13 protein-coding genes are annotated in these 13,627 nt (G+C 74.2%); 5 read left to right on the top strand and 8 right to left on the bottom strand.

Going from position 1 to position 13,627, the window contains the following annotated elements; all coding sequences use genetic code 11:
- Positions 1–90: 90 nt before the first annotated feature.
- Both JOE61_RS19975 and JOE61_RS19970 read right to left on the bottom strand, forming a co-directional pair.
- Complete coding sequence (locus tag JOE61_RS19975; protein WP_307823123.1) at positions 91–1,590, bottom strand: RNA polymerase sigma factor; 1,500 nt, start codon at positions 1,588–1,590, stop codon at positions 91–93.
- A gap of 184 nt (positions 1,591–1,774) precedes the next feature.
- Complete coding sequence (locus JOE61_RS19970; RefSeq protein WP_193670306.1) at positions 1,775–2,350, bottom strand: HhH-GPD-type base excision DNA repair protein; 576 nt, start codon at positions 2,348–2,350, stop codon at positions 1,775–1,777.
- 281 nt (positions 2,351–2,631) lie between these two features.
- Here JOE61_RS19970 and JOE61_RS21925 point away from each other — a divergent pair, with 281 nt between their 5' ends.
- The 3 genes from JOE61_RS21925 (at position 2,632) to JOE61_RS19955 (ending at position 6,594) form a co-directional block, all read left to right on the top strand.
- On the top strand, positions 2,632–4,131 hold the full coding sequence (locus JOE61_RS21925) for a DUF4389 domain-containing protein (protein WP_193670305.1): 1,500 nt from the start codon (positions 2,632–2,634) through the stop codon (positions 4,129–4,131).
- Positions 4,132–4,221: 90 nt separating this feature from the next.
- Positions 4,222–5,397 carry an MFS transporter gene (locus JOE61_RS19960; protein WP_193670304.1) on the top strand — a complete coding sequence of 392 codons (1,176 nt, stop codon included), beginning with the start codon at positions 4,222–4,224 and terminating at the stop codon, positions 5,395–5,397.
- A gap of 9 nt (positions 5,398–5,406) precedes the next feature.
- Positions 5,407–6,594, top strand: coding sequence for an AI-2E family transporter (locus JOE61_RS19955; protein WP_193670303.1), 1,188 nt, complete (start codon positions 5,407–5,409; stop codon positions 6,592–6,594).
- Between the two features lie 73 nt (positions 6,595–6,667).
- Here JOE61_RS19955 and tpx read toward each other — a convergent pair whose 3' ends face one another.
- Together tpx and JOE61_RS19945 are read right to left on the bottom strand one after the other, a co-directional pair.
- Entirely contained in the window at positions 6,668–7,162 is a 495-nt protein-coding gene (tpx, locus tag JOE61_RS19950; RefSeq protein WP_193670302.1) for a thiol peroxidase, read from the bottom strand.
- 56 nt (positions 7,163–7,218) lie between these two features.
- Complete coding sequence (locus JOE61_RS19945; RefSeq protein ID WP_193670301.1) at positions 7,219–7,617, bottom strand: universal stress protein; 399 nt, start codon at positions 7,615–7,617, stop codon at positions 7,219–7,221.
- A 130-nt stretch (positions 7,618–7,747) separates the two neighbouring features.
- Between JOE61_RS19945 and JOE61_RS19940 the strand changes: the two genes are divergently transcribed.
- Positions 7,748–8,188: a hypothetical protein gene (locus JOE61_RS19940; RefSeq protein WP_307823121.1), complete on the top strand. Its 441-nt coding sequence runs from the start codon at positions 7,748–7,750 to the stop codon at positions 8,186–8,188.
- On the opposite strand, the gene JOE61_RS19935 is transcribed toward JOE61_RS19940, so the two are convergent.
- Together JOE61_RS19935 and JOE61_RS19930 are read right to left on the bottom strand one after the other, a co-directional pair.
- A complete protein-coding gene (locus JOE61_RS19935) occupies positions 8,185–9,648 on the bottom strand; it encodes a glutamate-cysteine ligase family protein (protein ID WP_193670300.1) in 1,464 nt (487 codons plus the stop codon). The genes JOE61_RS19940 and JOE61_RS19935 overlap by 4 nt on opposite strands.
- Before the next feature lie 41 nt (positions 9,649–9,689).
- Positions 9,690–10,640: a DUF4192 domain-containing protein gene (locus JOE61_RS19930; RefSeq protein ID WP_193670299.1), complete on the bottom strand. Its 951-nt coding sequence runs from the start codon at positions 10,638–10,640 to the stop codon at positions 9,690–9,692.
- A gap of 118 nt (positions 10,641–10,758) precedes the next feature.
- On the opposite strand from JOE61_RS19930, the gene JOE61_RS19925 reads away from it, so the two are divergent.
- Positions 10,759–12,123, top strand: coding sequence for a DNA polymerase IV (locus JOE61_RS19925; protein WP_193670298.1), 1,365 nt, complete (start codon positions 10,759–10,761; stop codon positions 12,121–12,123).
- Here the strand turns inward: JOE61_RS19925 and JOE61_RS19920 are convergent.
- Together JOE61_RS19920 and JOE61_RS19915 are read right to left on the bottom strand one after the other, a co-directional pair.
- Entirely contained in the window at positions 12,107–12,973 is an 867-nt protein-coding gene (locus JOE61_RS19920; protein WP_193670297.1) for a 5-oxoprolinase subunit C family protein, read from the bottom strand. The two genes, JOE61_RS19925 and JOE61_RS19920, sit on opposite strands and share 17 nt — an antisense overlap.
- Positions 12,970–13,626, bottom strand: a complete 657-nt coding sequence (locus JOE61_RS19915) for a 5-oxoprolinase subunit B family protein (RefSeq protein WP_193670296.1) — start codon at positions 13,624–13,626, stop codon at positions 12,970–12,972. The genes JOE61_RS19920 and JOE61_RS19915 overlap by 4 nt, the downstream gene beginning before the upstream one ends.
- Between the last annotated feature and the right edge of the window lies 1 nt (position 13,627).

Genomic DNA, 13,627 nt, shown 5'->3' with positions numbered 1-13,627 from the left:
GCGTTGTTGCCGGGTCCTTCTCTTGACTACCGGGAACGCAGCAGCGCCCGGGAGCCAGGCTCCCGGGCGCTGCGTGTGGTGCTGTCCTGCTCAGTCGAGGTAGTCGCGCAGCACCTGTGAGCGCGAGGGGTGGCGCAGCTTCGACATCGTCTTCGACTCGATCTGGCGGATCCGCTCACGGGTCACGCCGTAGACCTTGCCGATCTCGTCGAGGGTCTTGGGCTGGCCGTCGGTGAGGCCGAATCGCATGCTGACCACGCCGGCCTCGCGCTCCGAGAGCGTGTCGAGCACGGCGTGCAGCTGCTCCTGCAGCAGCGTGAACGAGACGGCGTCGGCGGGCACGATGGCCTCGGAGTCCTCGATGAGGTCACCGAACTCCGAGTCGCCGTCCTCGCCCAGGGGCGTGTGCAGCGAGATCGGCTCACGGCCGTACTTCTGGACCTCGATGACCTTCTCGGGGGTCATGTCGAGCTCCTTGGCGAGCTCTTCGGGGGTGGGCTCGCGCCCGAGGTCCTGCAGCATCTGGCGCTGCACCCGGGCGAGCTTGTTGATGACCTCGACCATGTGCACCGGGATCCGGATGGTGCGGGCCTGGTCGGCCATCGCGCGGGTGATCGCCTGGCGGATCCACCAGGTGGCGTAGGTCGAGAACTTGTAGCCCTTGGTGTAGTCGAACTTCTCGACCGCGCGGATCAGGCCGAGGTTCCCCTCCTGGATCAGGTCCAGGAAGAGCATGCCGCGACCGGTGTAGCGCTTGGCCAGCGACACCACGAGACGCAGGTTGGCCTCGAGCAGGTGGTTCTTGGCGCGGCGCCCGTCCTCGGAGATCCACTCCAGCTCCTCGAGGAGCTTGGGGCCGATGCGGCCGCCCTTGGCCATCTTCTCCTCCGAGAAGAGGCCCGCCTCGATGCGCTTGGCGAGCTCGACCTCCATCTCGGCGTTGAGGAGCGGGACCTTGCCGATCTGCTTGAGGTAGTCCTTGACCGGGTCGGCGGTCGCGCCGGCGACCATGACCTGCTGCTCCGGCTCGCCGGAGTCGTCGGCGTCGGAGACGACGAAGGACGCGTCCTTCTCGTCCTCCTTGATCGTCGGGTCGTTCTTGACGTCCTTCTCGAACTGCTCGTCCGGGACGTCGGGCAGGATCTTCTTGCCGTCGGGGCCCACGGTCGGCACGGCCTCGACGACCGCCTCGACGGTGTCGACCGGCTCGGCGTCGGCGCCGGCGGTGTTGGCGGCGGCGGTGGTCTTCTTCGCCGCCGCCTTCTTCGCCGGTGCGGCGGTCTTCGCCGGAGCCGCCTTCTTGGCGGGCGCCTTCTTGGCGGCGCTGGCGGTCGTGGTCTTGCGCGTGGAGGTCGCGGCCACGGCGCGGGCACTGCTGGCCGCACCGATGTGCACCGAGATCCCCAGTCCGCTCAGGTGGGCGAGCAGCGCCTTGAGGTGCTTGGGCTCGATCGCCGCTTCCTCGCTGGCCCGCCGCACCTCCTCAGGCGTCAGGCTCCCCGTGGGGGTGCCGTGCTCGATCAGGGCCACCACGGACGGGTGGGCGAGCACCTCGGTCGGGATCTTGCGTGCGTTCGAGGACACGAACACCTCTCGTGTGCTGACGTGTGGGCGCGGCAAGGCCCGGAGTCGTCAAGAGCCGCGATGAACATTCTGCCACGGGGGTGGTGGTCGGCCAGCATCAGGGCGGTCCGCCCCCTCAGCCGTGCCTCAGCCCACCCTCAGGCTGCGCTCAGGATCCTAGCGAGGATCCGGTCGCGGACCAGGCCGTGGATCAGCTCGGTCCCGGGGCCTGCTTCGCGGCGGCCTTCTTCTGCTTCTTGAAGTCACGCACCTTCTGCAGCGAGGCGGTGTCGACGACGTCGGCCACCGAGCGGTAGCCCTCCTGGGAGTAGTCCCCGACCACGGCGTCCCAGCCCTCGGGGCGCACGTCGAGCTGCTTGGCGACCAGCGCCACGAAGATCTGCGCCTTCTGCTTGCCGAAGCCCGGCAGGGCCATCACCCGCTTGAGCAGGTCCTTGCCGTCCGTGGCCTCGAGCCACAGCCGCTCGGCGTGCCCGTCGTACTCGTCGGTGACGATGCGGGCCAGGTCCTGCAGCCGGGCCGCCATCGAGCCCGGGAAGCGGTGGATCGCCGGCGGGGTCGCGCACAGCGACGCGAACTCCTCGGGGTCGGCGGCCGCGATCCGCGCCGGCTCGAGGCTGCCGAAACGCTCCAGCACCTTCGCGGGGCCGCGGAAGGCGTGCTCCATCGGGTACTGCTGGTCGAGCATCATGCCCACGAGCAGCGCGAACGGGTCGTCGGTGAGCACCTGGTCGGCGGCGTCGTCGCCGGTGATGTGGATCGCCATGCGCCCATCCTCCACCACCGGCGCCAGCCCATCGAGGGGCTCCGGGTGTCGACGGGGTGCCCGAGGTGTCGCCTGCGCACCTGCTCGGCGGCCCTGCGCGCCGCGGAGGCCGCGATCAGGGCCTGGTGCCGAACCCAGGCACTCGCCGGCCGTGCGGGTCAGGGGCCGGGGTCCCCTCGGGAGGGGTCGAAGAGCCCTGGTGGAGCGGGCCCGGTCGCCGTCCCATGGAGCAGGCAGGGCCGGACCCCGGCCCGTCGTCCATCGCGGAAGGAACCAGCGGCATGACCGATCCCCCCGACGCACGCGACGCTCCCCCGCCGGTCCCGACGTCGCCCACCCGCACCAGCCGTCCGGTCCCACTGGTGATCGGTGTCCTGCTGGCCCTCGTCGGCCTGCCGCTCCTGCTGGCCGGGGCCGGACTGGGGTGGGCGCTCGCGACCCAGCGCGACGACGACGGCTTCTTCTCGACCACCACCGAGCAGATCAGCACCGAGACGGTGGCCCTGACGAGCCCGGTGCTCGACCTGGGAGCCGCCGGACCCGACGGCCGGTGGACCGAGCGGGACATCGTGACGCTGCGGCTGAGGGCCACGAGCGGCGGCTCGCCCGTCTTCGTGGGCATCGGCCCGAGCGAGGAGGTGGAGCGCTACCTCGCCGCGGCGTCGTACGACGAGATCGGCGACCTGGTCACCGACCCGTTCGACTACACGCTGACCCGCCGGGGCTCCGGCGGGTCCCTGCCGACGCCCCCTTCCGAGCAGGACTTCTGGAGCGACCGGAGCATCGGCTCCGGCACCCAGACACTGACCTGGGACGTGCGCCCCGGCAACTGGACCGCGGTGGTGATGAACGGCGACGGGTCACCAGGTCTCAGCACCGGGCTGAGCGCCGGCGGCCGGGTCGACATGCTGGCGCCGCTCGCCTGGGTGCTCGGGGCACTCGGCCTGCTGCTGATCCTCGGCGGCGCACTCCTGGTGGTCCACGGCGCTCACGCACCCTCCGCAGCCGACCAGCAGCGCCCGGACCCCGTCCCCGCACCCACGTCAGGGGTGATCGCCGGCGCCGACCAGGCGGTGCCGTCGCCCGTCACCATCTCCGGCCACCAGGACCAGGACCTGAGCCGCTGGCTGTGGCTGGTGAAGTGGCTGCTGGCGATCCCTCACTTCATCGTGCTCGCCCTGCTGTGGCCGGCCTTGGTGGTGCTCACCGTCGTCGCGTTCTTCGCCATCCTCGTCACCGGCCGCTACACCCGAGGCCTGTTCGACTTCAACGTCGGGGTGCTGCGCTGGACCTGGCGGGTGCAGTTCTACTGCACCAACGCGATCGGCACCGACCGCTACCCGCCGTTCACCCTCGACCACGCCGACTACCCCGCCGACCTCGACGTCGCCCACCCCGAATGGCTCTCGCGGGGCCTGGTGCTGGTCAAGTGGTGGCTCCTGGCCATCCCGCACCTGGTCGTGCTGGCCGTGCTGGCGGGCACCTGGACCCTGGACGACGACCTCCAGCCCATCGTCGGCGGCCTCATCGGCGCGCTCACCTTGGCCGCCGGACTCCTCCTGCTCTTCACCGGCAGCTACCCGGCGCCGCTGTTCGACCTGCTCGTCGGCCTGAACCGATGGGTCTACCGCGTCGTCGCCTATGTCGCCCTCATGACCGACACCTACCCTCCGTTCCGGCTCGACCAGGGGCCTGTCGACCCGTCGCCCGCACGCCCGCCGGAGCCGCCGCAACCGGGAGCCGAGGGCGAGCGGGCCCAGCAGCGGCGCCAGTCGGTGTGAGGACGTGCTGGGCGCCGCGGCGGCGTACCAGCAGCTGCTCCTCACCCGGGTGCGTGTGTGACCGGGGCGGTGGACGGGTAGCCCAGCGGCATGGAGAAGCAAGAGATCCGCGCCGCGGCCGGAGGCGCAGCAGTGGTCGGGGTGGCGTTCGGCATGGCCCGCTACGCCTACGGCCTCACGCTGCCCGACATGCAGGCCGAGTTCGACCTGTCGGAGCAGCTCTCGGGGCTGGTGGCCAGCGCCACCTTCGTCGGCTACCTGATCGGCCTGCTCGGGGTCCCCGTGCTCGTGGCCCGGCGCGGGCCTCGCGCCCCCACGTCCGTCGGAGGGGTCTGCGGCGCACTGGGCTGCGCCATGGTGGCGCTCTCGCCGAACGCGGCGGTGCTGGCCACCGGAGCCGTGCTGGCGGGCAGTGCGGCGGGCTGGGTGTGGGCGCCGTACTCCGACGTGCTCCGCGCCGTGGCCGACCCTCGGCACCGGCCCACGCTGCTGGCCGTGGTCACCACCGGCACCGGGGTCGGCCTCGTGGGGCTGGGAGCGCTGGGCCTCCTGGCGCCCCTCGTCTCGTGGCGGCTGACCTGGGCAGGCATCGCCGTGGCCGCCGCGGTCGCCGCCACCCTCAACCTGCGTCTGGTCCCCGCGCTGCCCCCGCCCGAGCGGCAGGAGGGCGGCCAGCGACTGCACCTGGGACGGCTGCTGGGACGGCTGCTGGTCCCGCTCCTGTACACCGTGACGTACTTCGTGGCGATCACCGTCTACTTCACCTACGCCAGCGACGCGGCCGAGGAGGCCGGACTGGCCGACTGGGCGCCGGCGCTGGTCTTCGCCCTGATCGGGCTCGGGGGGCTGGTGGCCTTCTGGACCGGGCGGATGACCGCCGCCCTGGGCCCCGCCGGTGTGGGAGCCGCCAGCCTCGGGGTGGTCGGTCTCGCCCTGGGCGGCTTGGGGCTGGCCTCCGGTGCGCCGCTGGTGCTCGGCTCCGCCGTGGTGCTCGGCGCCGGATTCATGGTCGGGTCGTCGGTGCTGGCCATCTGGACCGCGCACGTCGAGCCCGAGCGCCCCGGCACCGCCTTCACCGTCGCCCTCGTCGTGGGGGCGGTGACCTCGATCGTGACGCCCGCGGTCACCGGCTCGCTGGTGCCCAGCGCCGGGCTGGGCACGGTGCTGGTCTCCTCCGGCGCCGTGGCCGTGGTCAGCGCGGTGGCACTCGCCGCCGGCCTGCCCGTGGGAGCGGCCGTGCGGAGGACACGGGCCCGCACGACCTAGTCTGCTGGCATGCACCCCCAACTCTCCTCCAGCACCCCGTCCCGCGAGGAGGTCGTGGGCCGCGGCATCGACTGGCTGGCCCGCTGGACCGTGCGCTGGCTCCTCGTCGCGCTCGGCGCGGTCGCCCTGGGCTGGCTGGTCGGCAAGGGCTGGTCGATCGTGCTGCCCGTCGTGCTGGCCCTGATCCTGACGACCGTGCTGCAGCCGCCGGCCCGGTGGCTCGAGCGCCGGTGGCGGCTGCCGGCGGCCGCCGCGGCGCTGACGGTCATCCTCGTCGGGCTGGGCCTGGTCACCGCCCTGGGCGTGACGATCGCACCCTCCGTCGGCGAGCAGGCCGTCGAGCTGGCCGACTCCGCCTCGCTCGGGCTCGCCGAGGTGGAGCGGCTGGTCGCCGACAGCTCGCTGCAGATCACCCAGACCCAGGTCGAGACCTTCGTCGAGGCCGCGCAGGACCGTCTGCAGTCCAGTGCCAGCAGCATCGCCTCGGGAGTCCTGGTCGGTGTCGGCGCGGTGACCTCGGCGCTGATCACCTTCGTCCTGACGCTCGTCCTGTCGTTCTTCTTCATCAAGGACGGCCGCCGGTTCCTGCCCTGGCTGCACCAGCTCACCGGTGAGCGCGCCGGGCCGCACCTCGTGGAGGTCGGTTCGCGGGCCTGGGCGACCCTGGGCGGCTTCGTGCGCACCCAGGCCCTCGTGGGTCTCATCGACGCCGTCCTCATCGGCATCGGCCTGCTCGTCGTGGGCGTGCCGCTGGCGGTGCCACTGGCGGTGATCACCTTCATCGCCGCCTTCGCCCCCATCGTGGGTGCCGTCACCGTCGGGGCGCTCGCCGTGCTGGTGGCGCTCGTGGCCAACGGCTGGGTCTCCGCGCTGATCGTGCTGGCCATCGTGCTGGGCGTCCAGCAGCTCGAGGGCAACGTCCTGCTGCCGTGGCTGCAGGGCCGCAGCCTGCGCCTGCACGCCGGGGTCGTGCTCCTCACGATCGTGCTGGGCTCGACCCTCTACGGCGTGGCCGGGGCCTTCCTGGGCGTGCCCGCGGTGGCCGTGCTCGCCGTGGTGGTGCGCTACCTCGACGACCAGGTGCGCGAGCGCACCGGCGAGCCGACCAAGGAGCAGCCCGACCACCCCGTCGCCGAGGTCGACCCCGAGGACGACGAGCAGGACGCCTCGGCGACCGACGAGCAGGACCGGGTCTGACGGCGCCCGGCGCAGCACGACGCCCGCCCCCGCAGCGTGCGGGAGCGGGCGTCGTACGTCGTGGGGTGGCGGGTCAGGCCAGTGCGGCGGCCACCGCGTCGTAGTCGGGCTCCTGGGCGATCTCGGGGACCAGCTCGGTGTGCAGCACGGTGCCGTCGCGGTCGATGACGACGACCGAGCGGGCCAGCAGGCCCTCGAACTTGCCGTCGACGAGGGTGACGCCGAAGTCCTGGCCGAAGGTGGAGCGGAAGGCCGAGGCCGCCACGACCGACTCGATGCCCTCGGCGCCGCAGAAGCGGGCCTGGGCGAACGGCAGGTCCTCCGAGACGCAGATGACCTGGGTGTCGGCCAGTCCGGCGGCCAGCTCGTTGAACGCGCGCACGCTGGCGGCGCAGACGCCGGTGTCGACGCTGGGGAAGATGTTGAGCACGGTGCGCTGGTCGGTGGGGCGCGTGACCTCGGTGGTCAGGTCGGTGCCGACGAGGCGGAAGTCGGGAGCGGGGCTGCCGGTGGCGGGGAGGTCACCCACGAGCGTGACGGGGGTGCCTCCGAGTGCGGTGGTGGTCATGCGGACGTTCTACCACCGCGCCGCACACCCACCGCGCAGGTGTCCGCGATCGTCGATCAGGCCTTGACAGCCAGCACCGGGCAGGAGGCGTCCAGCAGGATGCGCTGCGCGTTGGAGCCCAGGATCAGCTTGCCGACCGGCGAGCGGCGGCGCAGCCCGATGACCAGCAGCTCAGCATCGCTGTCGGCGGCCAGCCCGATCAGGTCCTCGGCGGGCTCGAAGCCGCGCACCAGCTGGCGCAGCTCGAAGTCGACTCCGGTGCCCTCGAGCTCGGCGCGCACCTCGTCGAGCTCGACCTGGGCCTTGCCCGCGGCCTGGGTGTCGTACTCCTGGCCACCGCGGTGCGAGGAGACCACGACCAGCCGCAGCCCGCGCAGCTTCGACTCCTCGATCCCCCGCGCCAGCGCGGCGCGCCCCTCCGGCTTGTTGACGTACCCGACCACGACGGTGCCCATCGTTTCCTCCTCGGCTCGCTTGCGCTCGGTCGCGTCGACCGTGCTCTGGGCACGCTAACCGATCGCGGCTCACCCCGGACGGCTGTGGAGGAGCACTGCGGGCCACGGCCAGGACGGGCAGGCTGGGCGGGTGCACCCACCACCCGACAGCGAGGGCCTGCACGAGCCGCTGCCGCGCCCCCTCGAACGCACCCTGCGCCTGGCGGTGCTCGGCCACGTCGAGGCAGAGCGGCGCCGCCGCCACCCCACCGTCGTGCACGTGGGTCGTCCGGGTGGCGGCGAGGTGGTCTTCGCCTGCGCCGCCGGCGACCCCGACGACCTCGGGGTGCGCACCGACGTGCTGCTGGCCCTGCTGTCGCGGGTCGACCACCCGGAGCCGCTGGTCTGGATCACCCGACCCGGCGACCTCGAGACCCAGGACGACGACGCCTGCTGGTTGGCAGCCACCCGCGCGGCCGCGGGCGAGCTGGACCGCCCGGTCGAGCTGGTGCTGGTCGGGCGGCACGGGTGGCGCGACCCGAGGTCGGGCCTCTCGCGCAGCTGGAAGCGGCTGCGCGCACGCTCGGGCTAGTCCCAGGTGTGCACGGGCTCGTTGGTGTGCATCCGCTCGCGGTACTCCAGCACCGTGGCCCGCAGGGCGTCGTAGCGGTCCTCGCCGCGGCGGCGCCGCATCCGCTCCACGAACCACTCGGCTCCGTTGACGCCGGTGAGGCAGCGCTGCTCGATGATCCCGAGCAGCCGGTCGCGCACGTCGGCCTCGACGCCCCACGACTCCAGCCCCTCGTGCGCCATCGGCAGCAGGCGGCGCAGCACCAGCTCCGTGGCCGGCACCTGGCCGACCCCGGGCCAGTAGATCTGCGCGTCGATGCCCTGCTGCGCGGCGACGTGCAGGTTCTCCTCCGCGGCGCTGAAAGACATCTGCGACCACAGCGGGCGCGGCGAGTCGACCAGGGCCCGCACCAGCCCGTAGTAGAAGGCGGCGTTGGCGACCGTGTCGACCACCGTCGGACCGGCGGCCAGCAGCCGGTTCTCGACCCGTAGGTGCGGCACGTCGTCGACCACGTCGTAGACCGGCCGGTTCCACCGGTAGACGGTGCCGTTGTGCAGCCGCAGCTCGGCGAGGGCCGGGGTGCCGCCCGACTCCAGCACCTCGAGCGGGTCCTCGTCCTCGGTGACCGGCAGCAGGGCCGGGAAGTAGCGCACGTTCTCCTCGAACAGGTCGAAGACCGAGGTGATCCAGCGCTCCCCGAACCACACCCGCGGCCGGACGCCCTGGGCCTTCAGCTCCTCGCTGCGGGTCTCGGTGGCCTGCTCGAAGAGCGGGATCCGCGTCTCGCGCCACAGCTCGCGCCCCAGCAGGTACGGCGAGTTGGCGGCCACCGCCAGCTGGGGGGCGGCGATCGCCTGCGAGGCGTTCCAGTAGGCCGCGAACTGGTCGGGCGAGGTCTGCACGTGGAACTGGGTGCTGGTGCAGGCGGCCTCGGGCACGATCGAGTCGGCGGTGGTCTCGAGGGTCTCGGCACCCGAGATCGAGATCGCGATGTCCTCGCCGCGCGCGTCGAGGATCTGGTCGCTGAGCAGGGCGTAGCGGGGGTTGGCGCTGAGCGTCTGCCGGGTCATGTGCCCGTCGGCCAGCGTGGGCAGGATGCCGATCATCAGCAGGTGGGCGCCGACCTCGGAGGCCTTGGCCTCGGCGTCGTCGAGGTCGCGCCGCAGCTCGTCCTCGAACTGGGTCAGCCCGCCCTCGCGCAGCCGGGCCGGCGGCACGTTGATCTCGATGTTGTACTGGCCGAGCTCGGTCTGGAAGTCGGGGTCGGCGATCCGCTCGAGCACGTCGGCGTTCTTCAGCGCCGGGTCGCCGCGCTCGTCGATGAGGTTGAGCTCGACCTCGAGACCGGTCATCGGGTCGTCGGTGTCGAAGGCCGCCTCGCGCAGCATGCGCGCGAACACGTCGAGGCAGCGCCGCACCTTGGCGCGGTGCCGCGTGCGGTCCGCGCGGCTGAACTCCTGAGCCTCGACCTCTTCACCCATGCCCCGACCCTAGGCCCACCCGCGCCCCGGAGGGACCCCCCTCAGGCGGGCCGCCCGGCGCCGGCCCACGCGTGCGGCGGCACCGCGCGCTCGAGGAGCTGGGCCACGTAGCCGCCCAGGATGTGGTCGGGGTCGACGGACAGGCACCGGTCGAGGGCGCACCAGGCCAGGGCCCCGCTGCCGGAGAGCCAGGCCGCGAAGCCGAGCACCGCCGCCGCCCCGGGCAGCCACTCGTCGGGGGTGCGTCGCACCACGTCGGACCAGAGCACCACGTGCCGGTCGGCGTCCTGCCTGGTCATCATCAGCCACGCGACGTCGCGCACGACCGGGTCGGCCACCGCGCGCACCAGCCCGGCCACCTCGTGGGGGCCGGGGACGCTGCCGGTGGCCAGGCAGGAGAGCAGCAGCGTGGAGACCTCGTCGGCGGTCAGGGCTGGCCGGTGGTCCAGCGCCCGGGCCACGTCGGCGCGTCCGCGCCCGTCGGGGTCGAGGGTCGCGGCGAGGTCGGCCCGCGAGCGGCGGGTCACGTGGCCGTCGAGCACGGCCTGGACCCGCACCGGGTGGGCGCTGACGTCGTACGCCGTGCCCTCGCCGGGACCGGTCGCCGGCCAGTGCCGCTCCCCGTCGGCGCGGATCGCGCGCAGCACCGTGATCCCCGCGGCGCTGAACGCGTCGACGAGGCAGCGGGCGCTGCGCCGCGCCCGCTCGGCCTCGTCGGAGTAGACGACCAGCAGCACCCCGGAGACGTGGTGACGCACCGCCGGCTCGACCAGCAGCCCCGCGAGCTCGGCGACCCGGGCGTCGCTCGCGTCGGCCGGGGGGAGGTCGAGCCGCGCGTGGAACTGGTGCTCGGCGCCGAACGTCAGCATCACCACGCAGTCCTCGGGCTCGAAGCCGAGCAGCACCGGCACCACGGCCAGGACGTCGGCGGGGTCACGGGCCACGAAGCCGTGCGGAGGGGCTGACGGGGAAGGCATCTCTGGGAACGTCATGGCCCGAGGCTGCCCCCGCCTCCGGGTCACGGTCGGGCCCCGCGCCACGGCTGGGGAGGAGCCGCGCCGGGGCCCCGCCTGTGCACGGCCGGTGGCGCGGCGCGGGTAGCGTGCCGGGGTGCGCTCCCAGGCCTCGGTCCTCCACCTGGACCTCGACGCCTTCTTCGCCGCGGTCGAGCAGCGGGACAAGCCCTCGCTGCGCGGCAAGCCCGTGGTCGTCGGCGGGGTCGGCGGGCGCGGGGTGGTCGCCACGGCGTCGTACGAGGCGCGGGTGCACGGGGTCCGCTCGGCGATGTCGACCCGCGAGGCCCGCTCGCGCTGCCCGCACGCGGCGTTCCTGTCGGGCCGCTTCCACGCCTACCGCGAGGCCAGCCGGGTGGTGATGGGCCTGCTGCGCGAGGTCTCTCCCCTGGTCGAGCCGCTCTCGCTCGACGAGGCCTTCGTCGACCTCGAGCGCGCCGACCTGCCCGACCTCGAGGTGGCGACGGTCACCGACTTCGCCCAGGACCTGCGCCGGCGGGTGCACGAGGCGACCGACGGGCTCACCGCGTCGGTGGGCCTGGCGACCAGCAAGCTGGTGGCCAAGATCGCCAGCGACCTCGACAAGCCCGACGGGCTGGTCGTGGTCGCACCCGGCACCGAGCAGGAGCTGCTGCGCCCGATGCGGGCCACGATCATCCCCGGGGTCGGCCCGGCGACGGCCGAGCGGCTGCGCCGCGCCGGGATCGTGACGGTGGCCGACCTCGAGGCCGCCGGGCTCGACGAGCTGGTGCGCCTGCTGGGCCGGGCCCACGGCGGCGGGCTGCACCAGATGGCGCGCGGGCGCGACGACCGGGCCGTGGTGGCCGAGCGGGAGGCCAAGTCGGTCAGCGTCGAGGGCACCTACGACACCGACCTGTCCGACCTGCGTCTGATCGAGGGGCTGCTGGCGCGCCAGGCCGGCGAGGTCGCGACCCGGTTGCGGGCGGCCGGGCTGTCGGGGCGCACGGTGAGCATCAAGGTGCGCTTCCACGACTTCACCACGCTGAGCCGCTCGACGACGCTGGCCTCCCCCACCGACCACGGCCCGACGGTCGCGCGCAGCGCCCGTGCCCTGCTGGCCGAGCTGGTGGCCGGCCCCGACACCGGGCCCCAGGTCCGCGCCGGGGTCCGGCTGCTCGGCGTGGGCGTCTCGGGGCTGGCCGACTGGGTGCAGGAGGACCTCTTCGCCGACGACGCCGACGACGAGACCGAGGACGAGGAGCTGCCCGAGCCGCCGCGCGCCCGGCACCTCGGGGCCTGGGCGCCCGGGATGGACGTCGAGCACGCCGAGCTCGGTCGCGGCTGGGTGTGGGGAGCCGGGCGCGGGGTGGTGACCGTGCGCTTCGAGACCCGCGAGACGCCGGCCGGGCCGGTGCGCTCCTTCCCCGACGACGACCCCGCCCTGACACCGTGGTCGCCCACGGAGCCCGACGAGGACGAGCCCGTCAGCGGGCCCGCGTGAAGCGCACCGGGTCCCCCGGTCGCAGCTGCGCGCACTGCCACAGGTCCCCCGGGTCGACCACGGCCACCACGGGGTAGCCGCCGGTGGGCGGGTGGTCGGCCAGGAACACCACGGGCCGCCCGCTGGGCGGCACCTGCACCGAGCCCAGCACCATCCCCTCGCTCGGCAGCTCGCCCGCGTCCGCGTGCGTGAGCGGCGGCCCGTCGAGGCGCAGCCCGACCCGGTCCGCCTCCGCCCCGACGACGTACGCCGTCGCGCACAGCTCTGCGAGCGCCTGCGGGCCGAGGCGCTCGAGCCGTGGGCCGGGGTGCACCCGCAGCACGCCGGTGGGGGTGCCCCGCGGCGGGACCGCGGGCGCCTCGACCGGCGCGGGCGGCCCGGCCGGCGGCCCCAGGCCCAGCCGCTGGCCGGGTGCCAGGACCGGCGGGCCGACCCCGGCGAGGGTGTCGGTCGAGCGCGAGCCGAGGACGGGGGCGACGTCGATCCCGCCGGCGACGGCGACGTAGCTGCGCACGCCGGCCCGTGGGGCGCCCAGGCGCAGCACGGCTCCGGCGGGCAGGCGCTCGGCGCGGCCCGGGGCAGCGGGCCGGCGCCCCACCACCACCGGTGCGGGAGCACCCGTGACGGCGACCCACGTGTCGGCGGTGGCCCGGACCTCGAGCCCGCCGAGCACCACCTCGAGCAGCGCGGCCCCGGGCGGGTTGCCGACCAGCCGGTTGGCGAGGTCGGCGGCCGGCCGGTCGAGCGCACCGGCGCGGGGCACACCCAGGTGGGCCAGCCCGGGGCGGCCCTGGTCCTGCACCGTGCACAGCGGCCCCGTGGCCAGCACCTCGAGGGCGCGGACGCTCACGGCGCCTCCGCGGCGACGAAGCGCACCCGGGTGCCGGGCGCGAGCAGTGCCGGCGGGTCGCGGTCGACGTCCCAGAGCGAGGCGCTGGTGCGGCCCAGCAGCCGCCACCCGCCCGGCGAGGCGGTGGGGTAGACGCCGCACCAGGTGTCGGCGAGCGCGACCGAGCCGGGGGGCACCCGGGTCCGTGGCGTGCCCAGCCGCGGCACCGCCCACTGCGCAGGCAGCCCGGAGAGGTAGGCGAACCCGGGAGCGAAGCCGCAGAAGACGCTGACCAGCTCGAGGCCGGTGTGGCGGGCCATGGCCTCCTCGCGCGAGACGCCCCACAGGTCGGCCACGTCGTCGAGGTCGGGACCGTCGTAGACCACCGCCAGCTCGACGACGGGACCGCCGCCCGCCGGTCGCCGGTCACCACCCGCGATCGGCTGGCCGCGCCAGCCCGCGAGCAGCGCGCGGGTGGGGCCGACGTCGGCCGGGTCCAGGCCGTCGAGCAGCACCGTGCGAGCCGCGGGCACCACGTCGGCGGCCGCCACCCCGCGCTCGCGCAGCCAGGTCGCCAGGGCGAGCGCGGCGGCCGCGTCGTCGACCTCGGCCAGCAGGGCGGTGGGCCCGAAGGCGCGCACGTGCACGGGGTCAGCCGCGCTCGAAGGCTCCATG

Origin of the sequence: Nocardioides salarius, from assembly GCF_016907435.1 — a bacterium.
In the GTDB taxonomy this organism is placed as follows: domain Bacteria; phylum Actinomycetota; class Actinomycetes; order Propionibacteriales; family Nocardioidaceae; genus Nocardioides; species Nocardioides salarius.
This window is presented reverse-complemented; position numbering and strand designations above follow the sequence as displayed.